Below are 24,660 nucleotides of genomic sequence, written 5' to 3' on the forward strand. Positions count from 1 at the left end.
ATTCCATCACCACCCGTGCCCTATCGGGCGCTTCCGCGCAGGTTGATGATGCGCGTGCAGAGGTCCACCAGCCTGTTCCCCATGCGGGAATGCAGAACCCGGTAAATGCCGAAGAGGGCGCACCGCACGCGGAGGTCGTTCCCCTTGGCAATGTGTCTCAGCAGGCGGAAGGGAGACTCCGGGGATTTGACGAAGTCCCGCCATTCATATTTGTCCAGCAGCGCGCGCACGGCGTCCAGGGCCTTCTTTTTTTCCGCCGCCGTCTGGTTCAGCAGATTGGAGGAGAATAGCTGAATACTTCCGTTCAGCCAGTTTAACACCGTAATCCTGGCTTTTTCCAGACAGCCCAGTTCCCGGTAGGAGGCGCCAATCAGGTCAATGCGTTCCAGCGCCGGATAGAATCCGGAGCCCTTTTTATCCGGGGCCTTGTGCACGTTCACCAGGGAATCCGGACGCGTGGGCCGGTAGATATACAGGCAGTCCGGTATTTTCACGATGTTCCGCACATAAGGCTGAAGCAGGTTGTTGAAGAGGGCGTCACTTCCCTGACGCATCCCGGCCCTGAAGCGCAGGCCCGTCTTTTTCAGGAATTCCGCCCGGTAAAGCTTGTCCCAGCACAGTTCACTGAACGGCCCCATGGCGGCAAAGTCATAGTGGCCGCAGTGCCATTCCGGGCATTGCAGGCCGTTGAGCATGCTCCACCGCACGGAAAGGGGCATGTCCCCGGCAACCGTGGCCCCCATGCAGGCCAGGTCTGCTCCGTACTGCTCCGCCGCCAGATAAAGCCGCTGAAACATGACGGGTGAAATGTAGTCATCCGGGTCCACAAAACCGATGTACGTTCCGGAAGCCGCGTCCAGCCCGGCATTCCGCGCCGCCGCTACGCCAGCATTGGGCTGGTCAATGACGATGAACCTGTCATCCGCCGCTTCATATTCCCGCAGAATATCCAGCGTTCCGTCCCGGGAACCGTCGTTGATGCAGATGATTTCTATGTCCCGGAGCGTCTGGGCGCAGACGGTATCCAGGCATTTTTTCATGAATCCGGCCACGTTGTAGCAGGGAATGATAATGGAAACGAGGGGCATGGTTTTAAAAGATTAGTGTTGTTGAGTAGAGGTTAATTCACGGAACAGGTCCATCCAGCGCGCAGCCATGGCATCCAGGGCATAGTGCGCCGCTTTTTCGCGGGCGGCGGCTCCCATGCTGTGCCTCAGCTCCGGCTGCTCCATCAGCCGGATGATGGCCAGGGAGAGCTGTTCCACATCTCCGGGAGGAACCAGAAGCCCGTCCACCTCCGGGGAAATCACGTCGCGCGGGCCGCACGGGCATTCAAAGGCCACGCACGGCACGCCGCACGCCATGGCCTCCACCAGCACCATGCCGAAGCCTTCAAACAGGGAGGAAAAGACGAGCATGGAGGATTGCAGAAGCCTGCCCTGCACATCGCCCGTCACGCCGCGCAGGAATACCTTGCCTTGCAGTCCTTTTTCCCGTACCAGCCGTTCCAGGGCACCGCGTTCCGGGCCATCCCCCCAGATGTCCAGTTCCCAGTCCGGATGAACCGCGGCCACTTTTTCCCAGGCCTGAATCAGAAGGTCAAAGCCCTTCACGGGAACGAGCCTTCCCACGGCCGCCGCACGGCGGCATTCCAGGGCGGCGGACCGTTCCGGACGCAGAATGCACGGATTAGGGATGACATGCACCCCATTCTTCCCCCGCCAGTTTTCCTCCCGGTCCTGCCGGGTGAGCACCACCGTGGCATCATAGCTTCCCTGGCCGAGGCCGAATTCATAAAAATCGGAAACCGCGGCCATCAGCCGGGCGCGCAGTCCGCCCTGAAGGCGGGCGTAATCCTTCCGGTACGTTCCGGAGTAATGAAATTCACGCACCGTTTTCCAGGGACTGTTGCGGGAAAGCCGCGGAATCATGAATTTTTCCGACTGTCCCACGGAAATAACAATGTCTGGCTTCAGTTCGTCCAGCACGTTGCGCAAGGCCACGGCATGCTTTCTGCGCCTGACCAGAATGCCTTTCAGGACGTAGAGGAATCCCTTCCAGTCGTCCTCATAATAATTCACGCCCAGATGAACCACCCTGACCCCCTGCGGGAGGGAGGAAGCGGTCTGCCGGGAATCATTGGCGGTGACCAGCACCACCTCGTTGCCGGGAATCGCGGCCAATGCCGCCGCCTTGGCGCGCGTCACGGCCTGAATGCCGCCCGCCGCGTCCAGATCATCCAGCACGTAGGCAATTTTCATTTTCCAGCCCCCTTCCCTGTTCTGTTTTTTACCAGAATCAGGCACATCAGCGCCACACCTAGCGGAACGGCTGCCAGCGTCAGGAAAGGCCGGGGGGATTCCCGCAGAAAACGGGGATTCCGGGCCAGCAGGGAGGCGGACACGTAGTGCACGGCCTCCATGAAACGCCTGCGCCGGGTGGGCTGGTACTGCATGCCCTCCTTCCGCAGGAAGGCAAATCCCCGTGGATTCAGCACGTATTGCCGGAACATGTTCCTGGAGGAGCCGTCTTCCCGGTATTCCACCAGGCAAAGCACCTTGTTCATGGTCAGCAGGGGGGCTATCCGGTCCGCCAGCATGTACTTGTAGCCCAGTCCCACGTATTTTTCACCGGGAAAGACGGGATAAGGCGGCAGCTGTTTCATCAGCGCCGTCCGGTATACCAGCTTTTTGTCCCCGCGCCCTCCTGCCGCGTAAAATCCGTTCAGCGTCGTTTCACCGGCATCTTCCTCAAACGGCGTGCCGATGAGTTCCCCCGTGACGGCATCCGCATCCAGCCCAGCCATTCCGGTCACCCGGTCACTTCCGTGGCGCTCCCAGAATTCCAGGATGGAGGCCACGGCGTCCTCCGGCATCCGGTCATCGGAATCCAGGCAGACATTCAGCTCTGTAGCCATCAATTCATAGGCGGCATTATGAGCGGCATGCATGCCTCCGTTTTCCTGGTAATGGTACTGTATTTCCAGTTCCCCGGCCTGCATCCACTCCTTCACCATGTCTCCGGTTCCGTCGGAGGAGCCGTCGTCCACCACCAGCCAGATGAAATCACGGCACGTCTGTTTCCGCAGGCTTTCATAACAACGGCTCAGGCAATCCGCCCGGTTGAACGCGGGGGTAAAAACCGTCAGCAGCGGTTTCATGCCCTACCTCCCTGTTCCAGATAAATTTCCTGAAGCTTTTCCGCGTTATGGACGATGTCCAGCCCGGCCGCCCGAATGGCTTCCGAGGTGTCCGTGCGGCGCCAGCCGTCCGTTATTTCCAGTATTTTTTCCACCCACGCGCCGGGGGATTCCCTGAGGGACAGAAAGTTCACATGGCCCGGCGCCACCGCGCCGTCTTCCGGCACCCGGTCGGAGGCCACCACGGGCAGTCCGGCGGCCTGCGCCTCCAACATGGCAATGCCAAAGCCTTCAAACCAGGAGGGGAATGCAAAGACGTCCATCCCCTGGAGCAGGGCCGCCACGTCATCCCTGCCGCCCAGCAGGCGGATTTTCCCGCGCCACTCCGGGTTCTGCGCCTCCGCCCGTATCTTTTCCTCCCCTTCCCCGCCGCTTCCCACCAGCACCAGCAGGGATTCCGGCTGCACGGCCAGCAGGGCGCGGAACACGCGCAGCAGGAATTCATGGTTCTTGGGCCAGGAGAAATTGCCGGTATGGCCCACCACCAGCTTTCCATCCCACCCCATTTCCTTCCTCACCTGATCCCGCACTTCCGGGGAGTACCTGAATTTTTCCGCATCAATGGCATTCCGCACCACAATGGCGTCCCGCACGCCCCGCCGCCCGAACAGCCAGCAGCCGCACAGTTCATTACATGTGAACCGGTGCGTCAGGTACGGGCGCATGAGGTGCTTCAGCAGGAACCGCTGAAGCGAGTTCCTGTCCACCCCCAGCGGGGAGCTGTGGGCATGCGCCGCAATGAAGGGGAGCTTCCGCGCCGCCGCTTCCCGGTATATCCAGTACCCCAGCTCGGAACAATGGCCGTGCACCAGCCTGTATTCCGGGTGCGCGTCAAAAAACTCCGCCACCTTCTTCTGGTACTCCGCCAGGCCGGACAAGGTAATGGGGGGCAGCCTGTAAATCCTGCCGCCCAAGCTCCGTATCTCCTCTTCATAAATGCCGGGAGACTCCCGGTGCACCAGAAAGTCAAACTGGAGCCTGCTGCGGTCAATATGGCGGTAATAATTCATCACCATCGTTTCCGCGCCGCCGCGGTTCATAATGGTGAATACCATGAGCACACGTTGAGGATTCATTTTGCCAGGATTCTTTTAATGGCTGCGAGAAGCAGGTACAAACCGGGCACAAAGCCCAATTTCGCGTTCAGGAAAAACACCTTCCAGTGCGGCGGCAGGGGGGCCAGGGGCAGGCTTTTCACCGCCGCCCGGCACCAGTCCCGTTTCAGGAGGGTACGGAGCATGCCGCATTTCACCAGGGCAGACCCCGGGGCGTCGCAGATGTTCAGGCCCAGGAAAATGAGGGAAACGGCCCTGCGGTTCCGCAACGCGCGTTCAGCTTCCGGAGAGGCCCCGTTTTCCTGCACATGCCGGCCCATCCTCCGGAAGAGTTCCTCCCACTGGGCGGTCAGAGCAGGCTTGTACCGCTTGGTCAGGGCTCCCGCCGCCGTCTTCCTGTAATGGTAGAAGGTGGTGGGGATATACACCGCCCTGCGGGCCGCGCCGAACAGGGAGAGGTTGCACAGCACGTCTTCCGCGGAGCCGATGAGGGCCGTATCCACAAAGGGCGCCTTCCCCTCCCGGAACAGGGCGCGCCTGTAAAGCTTGCCCCAGGCCGTGCCGTAGGAATCCAGCCGTTCCGGACAAGCCAGTTCGGCCCCGTCCGGTCCCAGAAGCCTGTTCCTCAACCAGACCATGGTTTCCCCTTCAAATACCCGTTCCTCCGGCCAGAACCGCACCGGGGAGGAAGCCGTTTCATATTCCCTGGCATAGCTCCAGAAGACGATGTCCGCTTCCCCCCGTTCCATGGCTTCCACGGCGTCCGCGCACGCATGCCCGTCCAGCCAGTCGTCCGCGTCCACAAACATCACGTATTCCCCCTCCGCCAGTTCCAGCCCGGCATTGCGGGAGGCGGAAAGCCCGGAGTTCGTGCGGCAAACCACCTTCACACGTCCATCCCTGCGGGCCAATTCTTCCAGCAGCTTCCCCGTGCCGTCCGTGGAGCCGTCATTCACGCAGATCACCTGGATGTTCCGGTACGTCTGGTTCAGGATGCTTTCCATGCAGCGGGACAGGTAGGCCTCCGCATTATAAACGGGAACAATGACGGAGATCATGAACGCCCTCCCTTCTTTTCTTCCAGCACGCGGGTGAACAGGGCGTCCCACCGGGCCGCCACCGTCTCCGCCGCGTAGCGCTTCACATTCTCCCGCGCCTTCGCGGCCATGGAGGCGCGCAACGCATCATCCCCCATCAGGCGTTCCAGCGCGGAGGCCAGTTCCGGAACGTTCCCCGCTTCCGCCAGCAGGCCGTCCTCCCCGTGGCGGATAATGTCCCCGGGACCGCAGGGGCAGTCAAAGGCCACGCACGGCACGCCGCACGCCATCGCCTCCGCCAGCATCATGCCGAATCCTTCATAGCGGGAAGACATCGCACAGATGGAAGAGGCCAGGTACTCCCGCATGATTTCCCGCGTGGGCGGATGCAGCAGGAAGCTCCCTTCCAGCCCCGCGGCCCGTATCTCCTTCCTCAGCTCTCCTCCGTCCTTTTCCGCTCCGAACAAATCCAGTTTCCAATCCGGGAATTTTCCGTGCACTTCCTTCCATGCACGGAGCAGCGCCCCATAATTTTTCTGGGGAGAAATCTTGCCGACGGCAATCACCCGCCTTTCCTGCCCGGAAGAAGGAACGTCCGGATAAAACGGCAGCGGATTGGGAATCACCTCCACATTGTCCATGGGCCACTCCCCCCTGTTTCCGGGGGTGAGCACCACAAAGCGGGGGAACATTCCCCCCAGCAGGCGCATGGCGGCAAATTCCACGCCCATGAGGACCGGGAATTTCTTCCCTTCCGCCTGAATCAGCCGGGACACATGGCGTTCATAAACCACCGGACACCGGAAACCCTTCACCAGAAAGGGAATCCAGAATCCCTTGAACCCGTCGTCACAGACGGCTATCACGTCCGGACTCACCTTGCGCACCGCCTCTCTGATTCCGCGCGCCCAGGCCGTCAAACGTGCGGCGGGGCCGCCCTGCATGCGCACGTCATGAAGGCGGATGCCCGGAAAAAAGTCGTAAAAGGGCTCCCTGCCCTCTTCATTCAGCGTCAGCACGTGGATTTCATCCCCGTATTTTTCCGCAAGCAGGCGTGTGCGGACGGAGAGCACGCGCTCCAGCCCTCCCGCTCCGGCAATTCCATTGGTGATGTACAGCAGGCGTCTTCCCATGTCAGATCAATTCCTCTAGTTTCAGGATTTCATCACGGTTGCCGTAGTCCCTCCTGCGGCATTCCGCAGAGAGGCTTTCCAGACGCGCGGCGTCGTTCAGCAGGCGGAACAGCTCCACGGCGGCGCCCTCCTCCTCATTCGGAATAATCAGGCCGTCCACGCCGTCTTCCAGATGCCCGGCAGAGGTCGGGAACCGGGTGACTGCCACGGGGCGCCCCAGAATCTGCGCCTCCCTCACCGCCACGGCCTTTCCTTCATACCGGGACGGCTGGACGTACAGGTCGCAGGCAGCCATATACGGGTAGGGATTGGCCTTCTTCCCCAGAATGATGACGTGCTCCTCCATGCCGCAGTCTCTTATTTCCCGGCGCAGGGACGCTTCATCCCCGTAGCCGATGAGATGCCAGCGGAGCCGCTCCATGCCCAGGCCCACAAGGCGCGCGGCCAGCCTGACGGCGCGGTCCATCCCCTTGGCATGGGAAAACCTTCCCACGGTGCACAGGCAGGGAGAGCCGCCCATCACTCCGGAGACGTCCTCCAGCGCCGCCTGCTCCCGCACCCCTTCCGGGGAAACGATGTTTTCCATCTGCACCAGCCTGCCTTCCAGCTCCGGGAAGCGGGACAGGAAGCCCCTTCCCGCCTGCGGGGAGATGGAAATGATGTGGTCATAAGCGCGCCACACCGGAAGTTCCCGTTCCACATTGATGCCTATGGAAGAGTAGTCCGTATGAATCCAGGCTATTTTCCTGCGGGCGCGCACCTTGTCCCGAACGATGCGGTGGGGCGTCAGGAAACTGATGGCAAGATCGTACACGCCCAGCTTCTTCAGGGAGGGGAGGAAGGGGGAGACCGCCGCCGCCGCATCGTCAAAGACGGCGTAGTTTTCCGGGCCGTCCAGCCGTTTTCCAAACCTTGCGGAGCGCCATTTGGCCCACAGGCGCGCTCCGGCAATGCCCAGCCTCCCTTCCAGCAGAATGTCTTTCAGAGGCCGGGAAATGGCGCGGTAGGCGGGCAGCTCCGGCAGCAGGTTCACCTTGGACGGAATAAGCGGCATCAGCTCCCCGGAATGGCGGTAGACGAACAGGTCCACCTGGAAGCGGGAGGCGTCCAGCGCGTCCAGCAGCCCCAGGAGGGCGCGTTCCGCTCCCCCCAGCTCCATGTACTGAATAGCTATAAAGATACGTTTCATCTGCATACCAGCGTGCGCATGTGGCCCATCAGGCCGCGGAAGGGCCCCGTCCGGAACAGGAGAAGGACGTACAGCCCCAGCGGAACGGCAACGGAAATGCCCCCCCACAGGAACAGATCGGCCAGGGGGGAGGAAAAATAGGAACGGGAACAGAGAGGGTACGTCAGCGCATACCCCGCCGCCGCCAGCAGCAGGTACCACCCGTACGTGATGAAGTACCGCCTCAGCGGCTGGTGGAACACATGCTTGTACACCAGGCGGGGGAATTGCCAGACGCCGATGGAAAGAAGGCTGAGCGTCGCCGCCAGCAGCACGCCCGCAATGCCCCACCACTGCACCAGCGTAACGGACAGGATGACGTTGATCACGCCCTGGAGAAGGGGGGAGTAGCGGTCCTGGTGGAAGATGCCCGCCTTGGTCTTGAACACCATGGCGGAACGCCGCATGCCCACCACGAAGAAGTTCAGGATGATGACGAACGAGCACGCGCCGGACAAGATGTAGTCCGGCCCCAGCCACCAGGAAATGAACGGGTTCAGCGTGTTCAGCAGAACGATGGAGGCCACCCCGCAAATCAGGAAGTTGATCAGGAAGACCCTTCTGAAAATTTCATACACATGGCTCCTGTCCTCACTGGCAATCAGGTTTCCCACGCTTTCCGCCATGCTGTTGATCACCTGCATGATGAAGGTGGAGATGGTCCCCACCACCAGCATGTAGTTGGAATAGAAGCCCACCGCCGCCAGCCCCACGAAGCTGGAGATGACGATGTTGCTGGTGGAGTGCATGAAGTACCCGCCCACGCTGTGCAGGAACAGCGCCTTGACGTTGACCACAATCTGGCTTTTCGTCACGGCGTCCAGCGCATACGCCGCCCTGCTTTTCACATAGGGGTACAGGGCGTCCACCTTGCGCACCATGGCCACGTTGAACCCCGCCAGGAACAGGGATTCCACCACCAGGTACAGCACGTAGTTGGCCGTATAGTACAGGATGGCCAGCTTGGACAGGTTCAGTCCCACCTGGTACACGAAGTTGATGGTCCCCAGCCTGTAGTTCTTCTGGTCCGCATTGATCAGGGAATTCTTGTACGCCGTCAGGTACGGCAGGATGGAGTTGAAGACGAAGATGAAATACACCAGCGTCAGGTAGTCCAGGTGCCCCTCGTCCTTGATGAAGCAGCCCAGGAACGGATACAGGCCCAGGCACAGGACCAGCACGGCGGCGGCAATGATGCGGTACACCTTGCGGTAAAATTGCAGCAGGGCCAGAATCCGCGGCTGGTCATTCTCCGCCAGCGGCTTGTAAAGGTGAAAAACCACGCTGGTTCCAAAACCGGATTCCAGCAGCGTGACAGCAGCCAGGATGTTGGTCAGCAAGCCGTTGAGGCCCAGGTACTCCACCCCGATCTCATTGACGAACAGCTTGCGCGTCACAAAGCCCAGCAGGGTCATGGTGACCATCAGACTGATGGTCACCAGAAAATTCTTGCCGGAATTCAGCGTCCTCATGCCCCGCGTTCCTCCCGGTTCAGTTCCACGCCCAGCCGCAGGGCCATTCCCTGGGCAAAGGGCATCAGATTCCACACGTCGGAATACATGCCTATTCCCTTGGTGTCCCCCTGGCACATGTCCAGCACGCCGTTGCGGCGCGTCACCCCCATCAGCGCTTTTTCCGCACGGAACGCGGCTTCCAGAAAACGCTCTTCCCCGGAGATGCGGAAGGCCGTCAGCAACAGCAGGCCCAGCAGGGCCGTTCCGGAGGATTCAAACACGGATTCCGGCCTGGCGGCCATCCAGCCGAAGCCGCCGTTCTTTTTCTGCAGGGGAAGCAGTTCTTCCGCCAGCGCCAGAATGCGCCGCGCCATTCCTTCCGCCTCCGGCCTGCCGTGCAGGGACATCAGGCGGTACAGCTCACACAGACCCAGCGCATACCAGCCGATGCCGCGGGACCAGTCATACAGCCCCAGCGGATAGCCGCGCTCCATCTCAAACCCGTGGGCCGGGAAGGAGGAATCCGGCAGCAGAGCCACATCATATTCCTCCACCTGCCTCACCGCCAGGTTCCAGTATTCCTCATTCCCCGTACGCACCGCGCAGGCGGCGGCCAGCGGACACGCCAGGCCGATGGTATCCACGTAACGCATGCCGGGCTGCCTGCGCCTGTAGGCCAGGGTCCCCGCCTCCGTCCGGAGGGATTCCAGCAGCGCGGCGGAAGCCTCCGCCACCTGCGCCGCCCCGCGGCAGCCGGCTTCCAGAACGGCGTAATCCAGCAGCAGGCGGTCCACCTCCCACCGTTCCGGGTCCGGGGCCTCCAGATAATTTTTCACCAGTTCATGTTCTTCCAGCCTGCGGCGCAGCGTTTCTCCCAACGCCTCATCCTTCCTGTCCGCGGCATAGGCATTCAGGCCCAGGAAAAGTCCCGCCGCCTGCCATCCCTGGATGGCGGTATCCGCATACGTTCCGCGCACCATTTCCCACAGGATGCGCCTGCCCTGGTCCTTCCGGGGCACGGCGGGCATGCGCCGCGTCCATGACAAGGCCGTCCGGGCAAGGGCCTCCTGCCACGCGCGCCGGTCCTGCCAGCGCCCGATGCGCACGCGGCCCGCCAGCGTTCCCATGAAGCGCCAGGCATCCACGCAGACCACAGCCAGGGCCAGCAGGAGCAGGACAGATGCTATGGAAACATAAAAAGTCATGGCCGTTTCAACAGGGCTGCCAATTCCTCCGGCAGCCGGTTCAGGCGTTCCCGGTACGCGGGAAGCTTCTCCGCGTACACGGATTTCATCTCATCCTCACGTTCCATCATCCGGACAAATGCCTTACACAGTTCATCCGGGGCGTCCAGCGCCTGCACGGGCAGCACATGGCCGTCTTCCGTGCCGAACAAATCGCGGGCAATCCCCCGGGCCTTCACGGAATATCCCACCACCAGAGCCGGAACGCCCGTGGAATACGCGGCAATGGAGGCGTGCGTGCGCGCGGCCACCAGAAAACGGCACCGGGAAATGTATCCCTTCAATTCCTCGCAGGGAGCATCCCCGACCATCACGACGCGGCCCGTATGCCGGAAACGGCCGTACAGTTCCTCCAGCGGTTTCCGGTCATCATTGCCGGGCCACACCACATGGGGAATCAGGGCCACATTCATCTCCGTAGCGTCCAGCACGTATTCCATGAGCCGCGCGTAATTTTCCATCACGGCCCCGGCCCGTCCCTCATGGCCGATGACCAGGGGACTGACGTTGACGCCAACCATGCTCCCCTCCCTCCAGCCTTCCGGAAGGGCAGCCTCCCCTACGGGCAGGGCGAACGCAGGGTCCGGATACAGCACCGTGCGGGGGCACCCGCATTCCCGCAGAGCGTCACAAGTGAGAGATTCCCGCGCCACAATCAGGTCAAAAGCCTTGAGGTCCTCCAGCATGGCCCCCTTCATGTCCTCCCGTTCCAGGGAGCACCCCCATAGGACGGCAGGCGCCCCGGCACGGCGCAGCAGGTCATTCTGCAAATAGATATGCACGGGCTCCCCGTAACAGTAATTGTCCCCTCCGCCGCACAGGGCCAGGGAGGCGTCCCGCCCCTCTTCCGCAATGCCGCGGAAGGCAAGCCGGTCAAAGGCATCCCGCACGCCCATCACATGCCGCCGCATCCACGCCGCCACATATCCGGCGGAACATCTCCGGATGGGCCTCTGTTCCGGCAGCACACGCACCGTCCGGTCCAGGCCGTAGTGCCTGTCTTCCCCGCACGCGGAGGAAAACAAAACGCCCTCTTCAGGCCGGAGCAGCAGCATCGTGGACCTGACGATCGCCTCGCAGCCGTGGTTGCCGCTTCCTCCATGGGGATATAAAAGAATCTTATGCATGCCAATCCTATCTATTTTTTCCGGGCCAGGGCCCCTTCCATCAGCAGGAACAGGCTGAAGGGCCAGCGGTTGAACAAACAAACGCTCATCCACTTAGGGCAGTGGAACACATCGGGATAAGCGCGCAGCAGGTTGTTTTCCGGCGTTCCTACAATGGACCGCACCGCCCGCATGCGCCCCATCAGGCCGTAGTGCTCCCGAAAACGGTATATTTCAAACAGGGAGTTGTACACCAGCCCCCACCAGCGGAACGCCAGGTACCTCTCCACCTTCTCCCCCTCCAGCCTCCGGGTGTGGAAATACTTCCGTTCCAGGCGGAACTGCCGGACAATCCAGATGAATTTTTCCGGGACAAACCGTGTGGACAGGGTTCCTTCCTCCGCCCTGCGGTAAAAATAGCCGGCCTTGTCCACCGTTCTCAAACGCCTGATGTATTTCAGGTACGCCATGTTGAACATCAGGTCCTCCCCGTAGGAGACGTCCTCCGGAAAACAGATGGAGTGCCGGGCCAGCAGGGTGCGCCTGTACAGCTTCACCACCGGGCCAAAGAGTAGGAAGGAGCGGAACAGCCGTACCCAGGCTTCCTCCTCTCCGGGCCTGGCATCCAGTTCCACGGGCTGCGGCACCGTCACTTCATCCTTCTTCCCGGCGCGGACGGAGCGCAGCCCCTCCACCACCAGGTCGCAGGCCCCGTCCTCCACGGCGGAGACCAGTTCCTGAAGGTAGGTGGACGTCACCCAGTCATCCCCGTCAATGAAGCACAGCCAGCGCCCGTCCGTTTCCCTCATGCCGCGGTTTCTGGCGGCGGAGACTCCCATGTTCCTGTCCAGATGGATGACCCGGACGCGCCTGTCCCCGGAAGCCAGCCTGTCGCACAGCGGACCGCTTCCGTCCGTGGAACCGTCATCCACCAGGCAGACGTCAAAATCCGTGAAGGTCTGTCCCAGCACGGAGCACACGCATTTTTCAAGAAAACGCGCGGCGTTGAACACGGGAATAATAACGGATACGGAGGGCATGGCTATTCAACGCGTTTCTTCAAAAAGCCGTTTCACGGCATTCATCTGTTCATCCAGGTCAAACCGGCTTCCGCCGCGGAGCGCGCGCCCGCGGTAGTCCCGGTGGTCAGCCTTTCCCGTCAGAATATCTTCCAGGGCACGGTAAAGCCCCAGCACATGGTTCTCCGCAACCAGCCCGAATTCCCCGTCTCCCAGTTGTTCCCGGACTCCGGAACAGAGGGTGGCCGCCACGGGCGTGCCGAGGATCAGGCTCTCGGAAATCACGGTGGAATACCCCTCGCTGCGGGAGGAACAAACCAGCCAGTCCGCCGCCTTCACGTAGGGATACGGATTTTCCCGGTGCCCCAGCAGCGTGATCCTGTCCTGCAAATTCCCCTCCGCGATCATGGTTTCCAGCGTTTCCCTCTCCGGTCCCTCTCCCAGAATCCAGAGGTGGAAGGAGAAGCCCTCCCGCGCCAGGTAGCGGCAGGCCGTCACCAGCCGGTCAAAACCCTTCTGCGGAACAAGCCGCCCCGAGGCGCAGAAAAGCACCGTCCCGTCCGGACGTTCCGGAACGGATTCCACGGCTTTATCCCTGATGCGCGGAACATCCACGGGGTTGTAAACCACCCGCGCATCCTGCAAAGGCCCCATCAGCTCCAGCAGGGATTCCCGGACATTCCGGGAGACGCAGGCCACCGTGTCAAAACAGCGGTAGACGGCTTTTTCCTCTTCAGCGTTCCGGTAGGCGGGAAGCGTCCAGTGGTTGGCGCCCAGGTCAATGTGGACCCAGGCCAGCTTACGGCTTCCGACATGGGGGGAGCCTCCGGCTATCCGCGTGGCGTAGCCTTCAATGAAGGCCGCCTCCACATCATAGGTTCCGCGGATGAACAGGCGGTAGAAGACGGAGGGGGGAAAATGCCTGTAAACCAGCAATTTCAGCCCGTTCCTGACCTTGACCCGCAGGCGGCTCCACGGCCCGTCCTCCTCCCGGAGGGCATCAAATAAAAACCGGACGGAGACATTCCGGGGGTAGCCGGACGGAATGTCCTCCTTCTTAATGGAATAAACGACCACCTCCCACTGGTCCCCGTTCCAGCGGTTCAGCAGGGTTTGCAGAATCTTTTCCGCCCCTCCGCCAGACAGGCTGTTGACAAAAAAGGCTACTTTCTTCATGCCATTCCCTCCAATACCTGTTCCACCTTCCGCACGGCGCGTTCATAAACAACCGCCTCGCCTCCCAGCGCGGCCCGCTCCCGCCAGACTCCGCAGGATTCCCTGCCGGATAAAAAGTCTTCCATTCCGGCAGCCAGCGCATCTTCATCATTCTCCACGATGCGCCCGAACCTTCCCATGCCAAGCTGCTCACGCACGCCGGAACACTCCACGGCCAGCACGGGCACGCCCAGCGCCAGCGCCTCCGTGACCACGGTGCTCATTCCCTCACTGCGGGAACTGCACACAAATACATCAGCCGAGGCCATCCACGGGTAGGGATTCCCCAGGAAACCGGGCATCAGCACGGAGTCCGCCACGCCCAGGGCGGCAGCCTGGCCTTCCAGCTCCCGCCTCCGGCTCCCTTCCCCCAGAATCACCAGTTCCGCCTGCCATCCCCGCTCCCTCAACCGGGCCAGCGCGGCAACCAGACGGTCAAAGCCCTTCTGCTCCTCCAGACGCCCCACGGAAATAAAGCGGAAATGCTTCTTTTCCGGCACGTCCCCCGCGGCGGCTCCGGAACGCACGGCATCCCGGTCCACCGGGTTGTGCAGAACCACGGAACCCGCATGCGGCCCAAAGCGCCGTTCAAACGCCTCCCGGACGGTTTGCGACACATGCACCACGGTTTGAAAACGGGCATACGCCTTTTTTTCCTCCTCCAGCGACCGGAATACCAGCCCCTGCGTCCAGGGCCGCGCTTCCAGGTCCACGTGGACCCAGGCGATTTTCCGGGATTTTCCCTCCGGCGCGGCCGCCAGAAGGCGCGTAGGCAGCCCTTCCGTGAAAGCCACCTCCACATCATAATCCCCGGCAACGCCCCATTTGTAAATCCAGGCCGCCGGCAAAAAGCGGTACACCAGCGCGTACCTGATCCGGTAAAGCAATCCCCGGCCCCCTACGATGGAGCGGTAACGCGCATGCTTCCCCACTTCCTCCCGGTACGGGCCGCAATCCACCACCGTGCACACCGTCACGTCAAACCGGTCCCGGTCCAGGCCGCGCACCAGGCCGGAGAGAATTTTCTCCGCCCCTCCCCCGGCCAGGGATTCCACCAGAAACAGGACTTTTAAACGGGCGCGCGGCATGAACGGTATCCTAAAGCGAATTATTTTCCTCGCACGGGGAGGCAGTATCCAGGCTCCTGTACACGGCAGCCTTCCGGGAAGAACGGCCCTGGGGCTCCACGTCGCACAGGACAATGCCCATGCGTTTCAGTTCCCCGTTTTTCCATATCTTCTGGAGTCCGGCCAGATCACGCTTCTTCACGCATCCGGCCCGCATGACGTACAGCGTGGCGTCAGCCAGCCGGGCGGCAATGCGGGCATCCGCCAGGGAGGAATAGGGAACGCAGTCCATGAAGATGAAATCATACTGTTCCTTCAATTCCTCCATCAGCTTCCGGATGCGGTCATGCAGCAGCAGCCGGGAGGGATGGTCCGGCAGGGTTCCGGCAAACAGATAATCCAGATGGTCGGAAACGGAGGACTTCTCCACCAGGGAACGCCAGCCGCCTTCCCCCGCCTGTTCCAGATCGCCCATGCCGGGCTTCCCGGCCCCGCCCAGCAGGGAACTGAGCGTCCCCTTCCTCAAATCCATATCCATCAGCAGGACCTTCTTTCCGGCCACGGCAAGAGACACGGCCAGATTCACGGAGAGGTAGGTTTTCCCTTCCCCGGAACAGGAGGAGGTAACCAGGACGCTGAGGGGCTTTCCGCCGTTCTCGTCGGAAAGGGACACCATGCGCTCCGCCAGCAGGGGGAAGCATTCGGACAATTCGGAAGGCTCTTCCAGATTCACCACAATCTCCTGGTTTTTCAGCTTCCGCGGCTTGCGGGGCAGTTCCCCGTAAACGGGAATGGCGGTCAGGGTTTCAATTTCCTCCCGGCGCTTCACGTTGGAATCCAGCACCGCCGCAATCACGCACAGGAGCACCGGAATAGCCATCCCCGCCAGAAAACCCACCATCAGGATTTTAGCCACGTTCGGCTCCAGCGGTCCGTTCCCGCCGCGCACGGCGTCCACCATCCGGGCATTGTCTTCCGTAGCGGCCAGGGCCAGGGAATTTTCCTCCCTCTTGTTCAGCAGGAAGACGTACAGGGATTCCCGGACGCGCTGCTCCCGTTCAATGTGGTTGACGTCCCGTTCCCGGCTGGAGACGGTCCTGATATGCTCCCGCGTCATTTCATGCTGGTCCTCCACGTTCTTCTTCTTGACCAGCAGGGACGTATAGTAATTATTCACGGAGCGCCTCAGCGCATCCTTCAGGGAGCTCAAGTTGGCTTCCAGCTCCCGGACAATCGGGTTGTTGTCCCCGGCGTTCACCTTCAGGCTCGTTCTTTTCAGCAGAGTGTCATTGAAAACGCCTATCTGGTCCCGGATGCCCATGTCCGCTATCTTTGCATTGATGGGCACCAGCCTGGAATCATGCTCCGCCTCCTGCTCCAGGTAATCTTTCAGGTATTCAATGGACTTGATCTCCAGGTCCAGCTCCCTCAGGTCCTTCTTGTCATTAATGCTGTTCTCATATTCCTCCGTGAGGGCAGTGGACAGGTCCGTCAGAACATTGGTCTCCTTTTTCAGGTCTTCAATGGACAGGTCATTCTTCTGCATTTCCTCACTGATGACGTCCAGACGCTCCTCAATGAACTGGTTCGTTTTCATTCCGCGCGTGTTTTTCTCCTTCAGGGAGGCCTCATTGTAAAAATGGACAATGCTGTGCAGAATCCGCTCCGCCTTCACCGGATTATTGCAGCGCATGGAAATATTGATCAGGTTGTTCTTTCCATTCGCCTTTTTAACGGTCAGGCCGCCCGCCAGGCCCAGCGCCGCCTGCCTGACTGAAGTTCTCCTGACAATCACGGGAACGTTCAGGCTGCCGTCGTTAAACCGGGGCGTTTTCTCCACGGTGAACGTCTGGGAGTCAAACTGAATCTCCTTGCCGAAGGTGCCGGTTTTCTCCTGATGCCCGGAATCGCCCACATTTTTCTCCACCCGGAATTCCTCTCCGGACACGGGAACCACCTGGAACCTGGCGTCAGGGGCCGCTCCCTCCTGCGTGAACCGCACCGCAATGGGGGAGTCCTGGTAAATCTCCACCTTGCGGAATTTGTTCTTCTTCCAGTAAGTCACGTCCAGCTTCAGGTTCCGGACCACGGTTTCCAGCAGGGAATGGGAGGAGAGCAGGAAGATTTCATTGTCCAGATTGGTGGTGGCCGTATTCACAATCCCATTGGTGGAGGCCAGCACCGTGGTGGCCACGGATTCCTTCGGATAATCCTCCTTGACGAGAATGGTGGTGGCCTTCCCGTAAACCTGTGGCTGCCTGGCCGCGTACAGATAGGCCAGGGGCAGGCAGACGGCCAGGGAAAGCACGCACCAGTACCAGTTCCGGACAATCCGGCCCATGATGACCTTCGGGCTGGGGAGCAGGGACGGCGGCGCACTGCCGCCGCCGTCCAGGGATTCCGTTTTTTGAGAGAGGGCTTTCATGGGATTAAATGCAGAAGGCCAGAATGACCATGGCAATGGAGGTGCCGGAAATCAGGTAGGGATAAATTTGGAGTTGCTCGCTGCGGGTATTCACCTTCCTGTCTGACGGAGTGACGTAAATGACGTCATTCTGCTGGATGTAATAATAGGGGGAATGGAACAGGTTGCTGCTCCGCAGGTCCACCTTGGACGCAATGCGTTCTCCGTTTGCCTCCCGGATGATGTAAATGTCACGGTTGCCGTCCATGTTCAGGTCCCCGGCCTTACTCAGCGCCTCCAGCAGAGTCAGGCGTTCCCCCTTGATTTCATAGCTGCCCGGCTTGGACACTTCCCCGAGAACGGAGAATTTGAAGTTCATCAGGCGCACGCTGACCGCCGGGTCCTTGATGTAGCCTTCCTTGAGTATCTCGTTTTCAATATCCGTCGCCAGCTGGATGCAGGTCTTGCCCGCAGCCTTGATCCTCCCCAGAACGGGGAACACGATGTCCCCGTCCGTATTCACGAAGTAGCCGCGCTCGTCATCACGGGGGCTGGAGACGCTGCCGCTGTCCTTGTTGAACATCTGCGCGAGCGTAGGATTCTTGCTGCTGACGGAAATGAAAAGGCGGTCGTCTTTTTTGATGACGATCTTATATTCCTTCCCGATGGCCGCTTTCTGGTCCAGCACCAGGTCCTGGACGTAGTTGACTTCTTCAGGCTTGACGCAGGCGGGAAGCGCGCCCAGCAGGAGGCCCGCTGCGAGAAGGCGGCTCCAGAGGACGGGATGACGGAACATATTAAGGTATTTCATTGGATTGGATTGAGTAGGTGTTAGATGGAGAGAGGCTTTTTCAGGTCCAGGTAGTCGTATTTCTGGTAAGGTGAGTTATTGCTTTTGTATTCGGGGATTAGTTGCTTCATGGCGCGGATGGTTTCCTCCAGGTGGTTGGATTCCGCATGGCGCACCAGTTCTTCAAAGGCTTCCTTCAGCTCGGACATGTCATATTTCCGGGTCTCGAAAATACGGATGCGCTGGTGCGGGGTTTCCAGCGTATGTTCATAGTCCGTCAGAAGTTCTTCATAAAGTTTCTCGCCGGGCCGCAGTCCGGTAAAGACAATGCGGATATCCTTCAGCGGGGAGAGCCCGGCCAGGCGGATCATCTTTTTGGCCAGCTCTACGATTTTGACCTGCTCTCCCATGTCAAAGACGAAAATCTCCCCGCCCTTCCCCATCGCGTTGGCCTGAAGGATCAGGTGGCAGGCTTCCGGAATGGTCATGAAATAGCGGATCATTTCAGGATGGGTGACGGTCACCGGGCCGCCCTTTTTGATTTGCTCCTTGAACAGCGGAATCACGGAACCGGCGCTTCCCAGCACGTTGCCGAACCGCGTGGTGATAAACACGGTGGAGCCTTTCCCGTACTTCTGCCTCAGGTGTTCCCCCAGGCTCTGCACGTACATTTCAGCCAGGCGCTTGGTGGCCCCCATGACGCTGGTTGGGTTCACCGCCTTGTCCGTGGAGACCATGACGAAGCGCTGCACCCCGTACCTGGCGGCCAGGGATGCAAGGTGCATGACTCCCTTCACGTTATTGACCACGGCTATGCACGGGTTTTCCTCCATCAGGGGAACGTGCTTGTAGGCGGCGGCATGGAAAATCAACTCCGGACGGTGCAGCTTCATGCACTCCTCCAACTGGCGGCGGTGGCAGACGTTCGTGATGGAAGTGGCAACGGAAATCCGGGGATACAGCTTTTCCACCTCCTGGCGCACCAGCCACAGGGGAGTTTCCGCATGGTCCAGCAGAACGATCCGGCCCGGAGCAAACCGGCACACCTGCCTGACCAGCTCGCTGCCTATGGACCCCGCCGCGCCCGTCACCATCACCACCTTGTCCCTGATGCCTCCGGAAATCTTCTCCATATCAATGCTGATTTCCTCCCGCTCCAGCAGGTCTTCAATCTGCACTTCATCCACGGCAACACCGGAATACTCGTGAAATGATTGGATCTGATCGTGGGAAATCATCAGTTCAATTCCTTTTTCCAGGCACACGTCTGCCAGTTTTTTATCTTTCAGCAGATCATCTTTCCCCACAAAAATAATGGCGGAGGCCTTGAATACATTTAGAGCCTTATCCACCTCGGAAGTATCTTGTACAAAACGGACGGGGATATTCCTGATCTCTTTCCCATCCGCCTGCTCTTCAGACGTCAGAATGCCCACAATTTCAAAATTTTCACTCTTCAGGCTCCTGATCAGAGAGGCTTTCAGCAGGCAGGCATCCAGCTTCCCGGCCAGAACGACTCTTTTACGCCCAGAGGTGGTAATGGAAGAAATAGACTTATCCTCATGGAAATTCTCCAGCCAGTTCCTGCCGCCGATGCAGGCCAGCCGTCCCCCGATCAGCGCCAGGCTGGACAGCATGAAGTTAAAAATTACGGCAGCAAAGTGCACCTTGTAATAGGAAGGCCACAGGATAAAATACGTGAGGCTCACGAGCACGCATGCCAACAGGATGGCCCCAAGCAGCTTCTGAATGTCCTTCAGGGTCGTGAACCGGATCATGCTTCTGTAAATGCCCGAATGCCAAAGGACAACGCCGGTGATCACCAGATCTATGAAAAAGACATACTGAATATTGGGAATCAACCAGTTTCCTCTATATAGAAAACGGCAGTAGAAACAGGCGGCCATCGTCATTGCCGATGAAACGGCCAAATCCAGCGCGAAAACGAATTTTTCACTGGAATTCAACAAATAATGTCTTGCGTAATAGAGGAATCGCGCAATGGGACTGTGATTAGTCTGGTCCATAAGCATGAAATCTAAAGGGTGGCAATAACGTGAATGATGCGGTCCATGTCCTCCCCGGTCAGGGAAGCGCCGGAAGGCAGGCACAGGCCCTGGTCAAACAGGCGGTCCGACACCCCGGAACCGTAAAACGGGCAGGAACGGAACACGGGCTGCAAATGCATGGGCTTCCAGAGGGGGCGGCTCTCCACGCCGGCTTTCTGGAGGGCCAGCCGCAGCTCCTCCCGGTCAAAACGGGCCTCCTCCGGATTGATCTGCACGCAGGTCAGCCAGTGGTTGGAATGGTAGCGGGCATCCGGATTTTCCAGCAGGGCCAGCCCCGGCACGCCGGAAAGGCGGCGGCGGTATTCCTCATGGATGCCGCGCCTTTTTTCCAGAAAGGCAGGCAGGGAGAGCATCTGGCCGCGGCCTATGCCCGCGCACACGTTGCTGAGGCGGTAATTGTAGCCAATGTGCGTGTGTTCATAATGCGGCGCCTGGTCCCTGGCCTGGGTGGCGTAAAATTTGACCCTGTTCCGGGATTCCTCATCCGGGCAGCAGAGGGCGCCCCCGCCGGAGGTAGTGATGATCTTGTTCCCGTTAAAGGAAAAAGCGCCGTAGGTCCCGAACACTCCGCACTTGCGCCCCCGGTACTCGGAACCGAGCGCTTCCGCGGCGTCTTCCAGCACGGGAATGCCGTACTTCCCGGCAATCTCCATGATTTCCTCCATCCGGGCGGGCATCCCGTACAGGTCCACCGGAATGATGGCTTTAGGGGTGCGGCCCGTCTGCCTGATGCGGTCCCGGACGGCTTCCTCCAGCAGTTCCGGGGACATGTTCCAGGTACTCTCCTCACTGTCCACAAACACGGGTGAAGCGCCCTGGTAAATGATGGGATTGGCAGAGGCGGCAAACGTCATGGACTGGCAGAGGACTTCATCCCCCGGCCCCACTCCCAGCATCACCAGGCCCAGATGAAGGGCGGAGGTGCCGGACGCCAGGGCCACCACATGGGTTTCCCGCAGGTATTCCTCCAGCTCCCGTTCAAAAGCGTCCACGTTCGGCCCTACCGTCGTCACCCATTTTGATTCAAAGGCTTCACGCACGAACTTTTCCTCCGCCTCCCCCGTGCTGGCCAGGGAGAGCCAGATAGTGGATTTCTTTTCCTGCGCCGGAGACGGCTTCTTTTTCAGCGCCGCGGGACAGCCCGCATACGTTCCGCCCTCCAGGGCGTCACGCACCAGCGTGGAATTGGCGCCCAGAACCACGTTTTCCTTCACCGTACGGCACGGAAGCACCACGGACGCAGCGCCCAGGAAATTGGCATTCCCCAGCGTCACGCCTCCGGATACCTTGCAGCCGTTGGCCACCACATTCCAGTTCCCCAGCGTCACGTCATGGCCGATCAGGGAGCCGCAGCTGAACAGGTTGAAATCCCCCATGGCTACGTGGCAGCTGAAGATGTGACCAAAGCTGATGATATTCCCCTTCCCCATGGCTACCCGGTCACGGTCATAGAATTTCACGTCCGGGGCAATGATGTTGGGAAAATCCAGCAACGGATTGTCCAGCAGGCCGGAAATTCGTTCCAGGGCCCTGGGGGAAGCAATGGCGATCACGACGGAAAGAGGCTCCTTCCAGGCGTTCAGCTCTTCCACCGTGCCCAGCACGCGGCCGTACTCGTTTTCCGTTCCGGCGGGAACTCCGTCATCAAAGAAGCCGATCAAATTCCAGGAGGGAGACTCCCCGTTGATTGCCCTGAGGCAGCAGGCCGTTTCCCTGCCGAAGCCCCCGGCGCCTATAATCGCTATATTTTTCTTCATTTTCCGGAACCTGTGAATTTTTCCATGGTGGCGCTTCCTTCAGCGCTGATTCCCTGGCGTTGAACAACCTTCGCCAGCGTTAAAAAGATGATGCGGACATCCAGAAGGAAGCTCAGGTGGTCCACGTACCAGACGTCCAGTTCAAACTTGCGCTCCCAGCTGATGGAGTTGCGCCCGTTCACCTGGGCCCAGCCCGTAATGCCGGGCCTCACGTCATGGCGGCGCGCCTGTTCCGCCGTGTACAGGGGCAGGTATTCCGGCAGCAGGGGCCGCGGGCCGATGAAGCTCATCTGCCCCGCCAGCACATTGAACAATTGCGGCAGTTCATCCAGGGACAGGGAACGCACCAGCCGCCCTGTGCGCGTCAGGCGCTGCTTGTCCGGCAGCAATTCCCCGCAGGCGTCCCTTTCATCCGTCATCGTCTTGAATTTGACAATCCGGAACAACTTGCCGTGGCGACCGGGCCGCGTTTGACGGAAAAACGGCGTGCCGTGGTTCGCCAGGGCCAGAAGCGCCATCAGCGCGAGAAAAGGAACCAGCAGAACCGCCAGGACAGCCAGGGCGATGAGAAAATCCAGCGCCCTCTTGATGCACTTCCCGTAAATCATGCCGCTGCCCTCCCGTAAAAATGGAGCAGGGCTTCCCAAACGATCCGGCAGGTAAACCTGCTTTCCACCTGCCGGGCCGCTTCCGCGCCCATCTTCCTGCGCCGTTCCGGGTCATCCCTGAGGGAGGCCATGGCGCAGCGCAGCGCCTCTTCATCCCGGGCCGGGACCAGCAAGCCGTTCACTCCGTCCTTCACAATCTCATTGCACCCGCAGATGTCCGTGGCGATGGAGGGCAGCTCCATGGCTCCCGCCTGCAGCAGGGAATTGGGGAAACCCTCCCGGTAGCTGGGCAGCACAAACACATCCGCAGCTTCCAGCCAGGGGCGGATATCCTCCTGGAAACCGGGGCGGAACACGCCGGGCACATCCAGTTCTTCCCCGGCATAATCCTCCGTCCAGCCCACGAGCGCCAGAAAAACGGGCGCCCCCTTCTCCTCCGCGCGCAGGGCGGAAAACGCGGCCAGCAACTCACGGATGCCCTTGTCTCCCGTAATCCTCCCCACAAAAACGTACAGCACGGCGTTCTCCGGCAATTCCAGCCGCTCCCTCATTTCCCTCCGGCAGCCGGAACGGCGGAAATAGTCCGTATCTATGCCGTTGATATTGCCGTGGGCCAGGATTTCCAGCGGCTTGCCCGTCACCTTCTCCTCCATCAGGAGCTTCCTGACGCCCTCCCCCTCCGGAATGACGTGCGTGGCAAACAGGCAGATGAGGCGGTCCATCTGCTTCAGCAGGCATTTGAAGGCTCCCTTCCGGTAGGGGAAAATCAGGCCGGTGAAGGTATGCACACGGACCGGAACACGGGCAAAGGCCGCCGCCATCATGCTCAGCAGCCCGGCCTTGGGCGTGAGGGAGTGCACCCCCCACGGGCGTTCCCTGCGGAACAGCAGGAACAGGCGCCACAGGCTCTTCAAATCCTTCCACAGGGAAATGGACCGTTCCATCTCAAGCTCCACGGTAGGCACGCCCTCACGGCGGCGGATGCGTTCATGTTCCTCACCGGGGGAAGCCACGGCAAGAACGTCAAAGAACCCGTTCAGGTAATTCAACTGTCCCCTGAGCAGCAGGTCCAGGGAGATGGAGGCCGCCGCCACCCTGATGAGCTTCTTTTTCATGCGTTGTAAATATTCATGTAAAAGGTGAAGACGTAGATCGCCGGGATAAAGCAGGCCAGCTTCTTCTCCTGGTCCGCCCAGAACCTTTGCTTGAAAAAGGGATAGATGAAGACAAAGCCCATCAGGAACCAGGAGAGCTGCGCGAACCTGTTGCTGAACGCCGCGTACATGCAGAGAATCCAGAACGCATTGGCCGCAATGTAAATGTTCAGCAGCCACGTGTACATCACGTCCCGGTATTCCTCCCTGAACAGGAAGTAACAGCCGGAGGCAATGGGCAGAGCGCTGTAAATCAGGAAATCCCAGCGGAAGCCGACGCTGCTGAACAAGGCGGAGGAAGCCTTCAGTTCATCAGCCTGGTTGATGTAAAGGGTCAGGCGCGGATCATCGAAAAAGCCGGAGGAGGCGATCATTTCCCCAATGGCGGGCCCGGCCAGAATGACGGCGAGGATGCAGCACAGCCACGCCGCCACGTAATACCGCGTGTCCGTCACAAACCAGGCCAGGGCGCCCGCGGCGGCCAGCAGCATCATGGACTTGTGCAGGCTGACGGCCAGCACGGCGAACAGCAGCAGCATCTTGAGGTTTTTCCGGAACGTCAGGCCCAGAATCATCACGGAGGCGGCCATGCCGTTGCGGATGCCGTTGACGCCATACACCCAGAAGGTGAACATGGCGCACGCAATCAGAAACGGGATGAACCACCTGATGCCGAAAATCCTGTAACTGGCCAGCGCCAGCGCCCCCACATACACCGCGGCACAGGTCAGGAAGTAGTCATGCACGTTGCCGTGTTGCACCCATGCATGCAGGATGACGGCAAAGAGCCATTCCCCCTTCATCCCCGTCAGCTGGGCTTTCCAGTCCCCGGCTTCCCCCTCCTGAAGGGTCCGGAATTCCGCGGCGTAATTGATGGTGTCTCCAAACTCCCCGCTTACGGGCCGCGCTCCCATGTACAGGATCAGGGCGAGCACGAACAAAATCCCGGCCATACTGTCCAGCCGGGCCGCGGAATGGGAATAGATGCCTCCCGTTCCCGCCTGATATACGGCAAACAGCACAAAAAAAAGAACAGTCCAGTTAAATAATGCTGTGTATACGGAAATGGGAACAAAGTCAAAACACATGCCAAGGCAAAAAAGGACGCGGGCGTACTCTAA

20 protein-coding genes and 1 pseudogene are annotated in these 24,660 nt (G+C 60.1%); all 21 read right to left on the reverse strand.

What is annotated here, in order from left to right; genetic code table 11:
- Positions 1-20 precede the first annotated feature (20 nt).
- The 21 genes and pseudogenes from HHJ06_RS08120 to HHJ06_RS08215 all read right to left on the reverse strand — a co-directional run bounded on the left by HHJ06_RS08120 (position 21) and on the right by HHJ06_RS08215 (position 24,492).
- Positions 21-1,088 (reverse strand): glycosyltransferase family 2 protein, encoded by a 1,068-nt coding sequence (locus HHJ06_RS08120; RefSeq protein WP_215428842.1) that lies wholly within the window; start codon positions 1,086-1,088, stop codon positions 21-23.
- A 12-nt stretch (positions 1,089-1,100) separates the two neighbouring features.
- Positions 1,101-2,261 (reverse strand): glycosyltransferase family 4 protein, encoded by a 1,161-nt coding sequence (locus tag HHJ06_RS08125; protein ID WP_215428843.1) that lies wholly within the window; start codon positions 2,259-2,261, stop codon positions 1,101-1,103.
- Positions 2,258-3,160 (reverse strand): glycosyltransferase family 2 protein, encoded by a 903-nt coding sequence (locus HHJ06_RS08130; RefSeq protein ID WP_215428844.1) that lies wholly within the window; start codon positions 3,158-3,160, stop codon positions 2,258-2,260. The genes HHJ06_RS08125 and HHJ06_RS08130 overlap by 4 nt, the downstream gene beginning before the upstream one ends.
- Complete coding sequence (locus HHJ06_RS08135) at positions 3,157-4,275, reverse strand: glycosyltransferase (RefSeq protein ID WP_215428845.1); 1,119 nt, start codon at positions 4,273-4,275, stop codon at positions 3,157-3,159. The genes HHJ06_RS08130 and HHJ06_RS08135 overlap by 4 nt, the downstream gene beginning before the upstream one ends.
- Positions 4,272-5,312, reverse strand: coding sequence for a glycosyltransferase family 2 protein (locus HHJ06_RS08140; RefSeq protein ID WP_215428846.1), 1,041 nt, complete (start codon positions 5,310-5,312; stop codon positions 4,272-4,274). Before HHJ06_RS08140 ends, HHJ06_RS08135 begins: the two co-directional genes overlap by 4 nt.
- The gene (locus HHJ06_RS08145) at positions 5,309-6,424 is read right to left on the reverse strand and encodes a glycosyltransferase family 4 protein (protein WP_215428847.1); all 1,116 of its coding nucleotides are present in this window, start codon (positions 6,422-6,424) and stop codon (positions 5,309-5,311) included. The genes HHJ06_RS08140 and HHJ06_RS08145 overlap by 4 nt, the downstream gene beginning before the upstream one ends.
- Before the next feature lies 1 nt (position 6,425).
- The gene (locus HHJ06_RS08150; protein WP_215428848.1) at positions 6,426-7,613 is read right to left on the reverse strand and encodes a glycosyltransferase; all 1,188 of its coding nucleotides are present in this window, start codon (positions 7,611-7,613) and stop codon (positions 6,426-6,428) included.
- Complete coding sequence (locus tag HHJ06_RS08155; protein WP_215428849.1) at positions 7,610-9,124, reverse strand: lipopolysaccharide biosynthesis protein; 1,515 nt, start codon at positions 9,122-9,124, stop codon at positions 7,610-7,612. The genes HHJ06_RS08150 and HHJ06_RS08155 overlap by 4 nt, the downstream gene beginning before the upstream one ends.
- Positions 9,121-10,311, reverse strand: coding sequence for a glycoside hydrolase family 88 protein (locus HHJ06_RS08160; RefSeq protein WP_215428850.1), 1,191 nt, complete (start codon positions 10,309-10,311; stop codon positions 9,121-9,123). The genes HHJ06_RS08155 and HHJ06_RS08160 overlap by 4 nt, the downstream gene beginning before the upstream one ends.
- Positions 10,308-11,477, reverse strand: coding sequence for a polysaccharide pyruvyl transferase family protein (locus tag HHJ06_RS08165; RefSeq protein ID WP_215428851.1), 1,170 nt, complete (start codon positions 11,475-11,477; stop codon positions 10,308-10,310). Before HHJ06_RS08165 ends, HHJ06_RS08160 begins: the two co-directional genes overlap by 4 nt.
- 11 nt (positions 11,478-11,488) lie before the next feature.
- Positions 11,489-12,496, reverse strand: coding sequence for a glycosyltransferase family 2 protein (locus tag HHJ06_RS08170; RefSeq protein ID WP_215428852.1), 1,008 nt, complete (start codon positions 12,494-12,496; stop codon positions 11,489-11,491).
- 6 nt (positions 12,497-12,502) lie between these two features.
- Positions 12,503-13,651 carry a glycosyltransferase gene (locus HHJ06_RS08175; protein WP_215428853.1) on the reverse strand — a complete coding sequence of 383 codons (1,149 nt, stop codon included), beginning with the start codon at positions 13,649-13,651 and terminating at the stop codon, positions 12,503-12,505.
- The gene (locus tag HHJ06_RS08180) at positions 13,648-14,778 is read right to left on the reverse strand and encodes a glycosyltransferase (protein WP_215428854.1); all 1,131 of its coding nucleotides are present in this window, start codon (positions 14,776-14,778) and stop codon (positions 13,648-13,650) included. Before HHJ06_RS08180 ends, HHJ06_RS08175 begins: the two co-directional genes overlap by 4 nt.
- 10 nt (positions 14,779-14,788) lie before the next feature.
- Entirely contained in the window at positions 14,789-17,182 is a 2,394-nt protein-coding gene (locus HHJ06_RS08185; protein WP_215428855.1) for a GumC family protein, read from the reverse strand.
- Between the two features lie 4 nt (positions 17,183-17,186).
- The gene (locus HHJ06_RS08190) at positions 17,187-17,957 is read right to left on the reverse strand and encodes a polysaccharide biosynthesis/export family protein (RefSeq protein ID WP_215428856.1); all 771 of its coding nucleotides are present in this window, start codon (positions 17,955-17,957) and stop codon (positions 17,187-17,189) included.
- Positions 17,958-17,992: 35 nt separating this feature from the next.
- A complete protein-coding gene (locus tag HHJ06_RS08195; RefSeq protein WP_215428857.1) occupies positions 17,993-19,729 on the reverse strand; it encodes a UDP-N-acetylglucosamine 4,6-dehydratase family protein in 1,737 nt (578 codons plus the stop codon).
- Between the two features lie 260 nt (positions 19,730-19,989).
- On the reverse strand, positions 19,990-21,105 hold the full coding sequence (locus tag HHJ06_RS11935) for a DegT/DnrJ/EryC1/StrS family aminotransferase (RefSeq protein ID WP_343206611.1): 1,116 nt from the start codon (positions 21,103-21,105) through the stop codon (positions 19,990-19,992).
- A gap of 441 nt (positions 21,106-21,546) precedes the next feature.
- A pseudogene (locus HHJ06_RS11940) lies at positions 21,547-21,777 on the reverse strand (serine acetyltransferase); the annotation flags it as partial.
- Positions 21,774-22,385 carry a sugar transferase gene (locus HHJ06_RS08205; protein ID WP_251841467.1) on the reverse strand — a complete coding sequence of 204 codons (612 nt, stop codon included), beginning with the start codon at positions 22,383-22,385 and terminating at the stop codon, positions 21,774-21,776. The pseudogene HHJ06_RS11940 and the gene HHJ06_RS08205, both read right to left, overlap by 4 nt.
- Positions 22,382-23,500, reverse strand: a complete 1,119-nt coding sequence (locus HHJ06_RS08210; RefSeq protein ID WP_215428859.1) for a glycosyltransferase family 4 protein — start codon at positions 23,498-23,500, stop codon at positions 22,382-22,384. Before HHJ06_RS08210 ends, HHJ06_RS08205 begins: the two co-directional genes overlap by 4 nt.
- Positions 23,497-24,492 (reverse strand): EpsG family protein, encoded by a 996-nt coding sequence (locus tag HHJ06_RS08215; protein ID WP_215428860.1) that lies wholly within the window; start codon positions 24,490-24,492, stop codon positions 23,497-23,499. Before HHJ06_RS08215 ends, HHJ06_RS08210 begins: the two co-directional genes overlap by 4 nt.
- Positions 24,493-24,660 lie beyond the last annotated feature (168 nt).

Origin of the sequence: Akkermansia muciniphila, from assembly GCF_018709685.1 — a bacterium.
GTDB lineage: Bacteria > Verrucomicrobiota > Verrucomicrobiia > Verrucomicrobiales > Akkermansiaceae > Akkermansia > Akkermansia muciniphila_E.

Bases quoted from the DNA above. Each gene is read 5' to 3' on its own strand.
- HHJ06_RS08120 (WP_215428842.1), bottom strand. From the start codon at position 1,088: ATGCCCCTCGTTTCCATTATCATTCCCTGCTACAACGTGGCCGGATTC.
- HHJ06_RS08125 (WP_215428843.1), bottom strand. From the start codon at position 2,261: ATGAAAATTGCCTACGTGCTGGATGATCTGGACGCGGCGGGCGGCATT.
- HHJ06_RS08130 (WP_215428844.1), bottom strand. From the start codon at position 3,160: ATGAAACCGCTGCTGACGGTTTTTACCCCCGCGTTCAACCGGGCGGAT.
- HHJ06_RS08135 (WP_215428845.1), bottom strand. From the start codon at position 4,275: ATGAATCCTCAACGTGTGCTCATGGTATTCACCATTATGAACCGCGGC.
- HHJ06_RS08140 (WP_215428846.1), bottom strand. From the start codon at position 5,312: ATGATCTCCGTCATTGTTCCCGTTTATAATGCGGAGGCCTACCTGTCC.
- HHJ06_RS08145 (WP_215428847.1), bottom strand. From the start codon at position 6,424: ATGGGAAGACGCCTGCTGTACATCACCAATGGAATTGCCGGAGCGGGA.
- HHJ06_RS08150 (WP_215428848.1), bottom strand. From the start codon at position 7,613: ATGAAACGTATCTTTATAGCTATTCAGTACATGGAGCTGGGGGGAGCG.
- HHJ06_RS08155 (WP_215428849.1), bottom strand. From the start codon at position 9,124: ATGAGGACGCTGAATTCCGGCAAGAATTTTCTGGTGACCATCAGTCTG.
- HHJ06_RS08160 (WP_215428850.1), bottom strand. From the start codon at position 10,311: ATGACTTTTTATGTTTCCATAGCATCTGTCCTGCTCCTGCTGGCCCTG.
- HHJ06_RS08165 (WP_215428851.1), bottom strand. From the start codon at position 11,477: ATGCATAAGATTCTTTTATATCCCCATGGAGGAAGCGGCAACCACGGC.
- HHJ06_RS08170 (WP_215428852.1), bottom strand. From the start codon at position 12,496: ATGCCCTCCGTATCCGTTATTATTCCCGTGTTCAACGCCGCGCGTTTT.
- HHJ06_RS08175 (WP_215428853.1), bottom strand. From the start codon at position 13,651: ATGAAGAAAGTAGCCTTTTTTGTCAACAGCCTGTCTGGCGGAGGGGCG.
- HHJ06_RS08180 (WP_215428854.1), bottom strand. From the start codon at position 14,778: ATGCCGCGCGCCCGTTTAAAAGTCCTGTTTCTGGTGGAATCCCTGGCC.
- HHJ06_RS08185 (WP_215428855.1), bottom strand. From the start codon at position 17,182: ATGAAAGCCCTCTCTCAAAAAACGGAATCCCTGGACGGCGGCGGCAGT.
- HHJ06_RS08190 (WP_215428856.1), bottom strand. From the start codon at position 17,957: ATGTTCCGTCATCCCGTCCTCTGGAGCCGCCTTCTCGCAGCGGGCCTC.
- HHJ06_RS08195 (WP_215428857.1), bottom strand. From the start codon at position 19,729: ATGATCCGGTTCACGACCCTGAAGGACATTCAGAAGCTGCTTGGGGCC.
- HHJ06_RS08205 (WP_251841467.1), bottom strand. From the start codon at position 22,385: ATGATTTACGGGAAGTGCATCAAGAGGGCGCTGGATTTTCTCATCGCC.
- HHJ06_RS08210 (WP_215428859.1), bottom strand. From the start codon at position 23,500: ATGAAAAAGAAGCTCATCAGGGTGGCGGCGGCCTCCATCTCCCTGGAC.
- HHJ06_RS08215 (WP_215428860.1), bottom strand. From the start codon at position 24,492: ATGGCCGGGATTTTGTTCGTGCTCGCCCTGATCCTGTACATGGGAGCG.